This is a genomic window from Joostella atrarenae (genome assembly GCF_021764745.1).
GTDB classification, from domain to species: Bacteria; Bacteroidota; Bacteroidia; order Flavobacteriales; family Flavobacteriaceae; genus Galbibacter; species Galbibacter atrarenae.
Map to the genome: position 1 here is coordinate 1 of NZ_JAETXX010000042.1, position 849 is coordinate 849.

The following is an 849-nucleotide window of genomic DNA, read 5'->3' on the forward strand; positions in this document are numbered from 1 at the left end:
ATACTTTTAATAACTTCTTTTTTAGCTTCTTTTTTTGTTCCATCAAAACCTTGAACTCCTCCAACCGTTGTATATTTCATTACATACTTTTTATCTGGAAAAATACGTTGGTAAGCACTTTGGCACATTACTGCTGCTTCATGGAAACCAGAAAGAATCAATTTTAATTTCCCTGGATATGTATTTACATCACCTATTGCATAAACGCCAGGGATATTGGTAGCATAATCATATGCATTATTAACTTTTATAGCATTCTTTTCGATTTCTAAACCCCAATTTGCAATAGGTCCTAATTTTGGTGACAATCCAAATAATGGAATAAAATTATCTACTTCTACATGAGATTCCCCATTTTTTAAATGCTTTACTGTAAGCGCTTCTAGTTTATCTTCTCCGTGTAGCGCTGTAACTTCCGCTTCTGTAATAAGCTCAATCTTACCCTTTTTAGAAAGCTCTGCTACCTTTTCAACAGAATCCAACGCTCCTCTAAATTCATTTCTACGGTGAACTAAATAAACTTCTGAAGCTACATCAGCTAAGAAAATAGACCAATCTAAGGCAGAATCCCCACCTCCAGCAATCAATACTTTTTTACCACGATATACTTCTGGGTCTTTTATGATATAAGAAACTCCATTATCTTCAAACTTATCAATGTTTTCTAATTGTGGTTTTCTAGGCTCAAAACTTCCTAGACCTCCAGCAATTACAACAACAGGAGCATGATGTTTTGTCCCCTTATTTGTAGTAACAATAAAGCTTTCATCTTCTAACTTCTCGATCGTTTCTGCTCTTTCCCCCAACGTATATGTAGGCTCAAAAGATTTAATCTGTTCTAAAAGATTG

1 protein-coding gene is annotated in these 849 nt (G+C 34.5%); it reads right to left on the bottom strand.

The window, feature by feature from the left end:
• A partial coding sequence (locus JM658_RS16990) for an NAD(P)/FAD-dependent oxidoreductase (RefSeq protein ID WP_236961091.1) occupies positions 1-849 on the bottom strand: 849 nt, incomplete at both ends.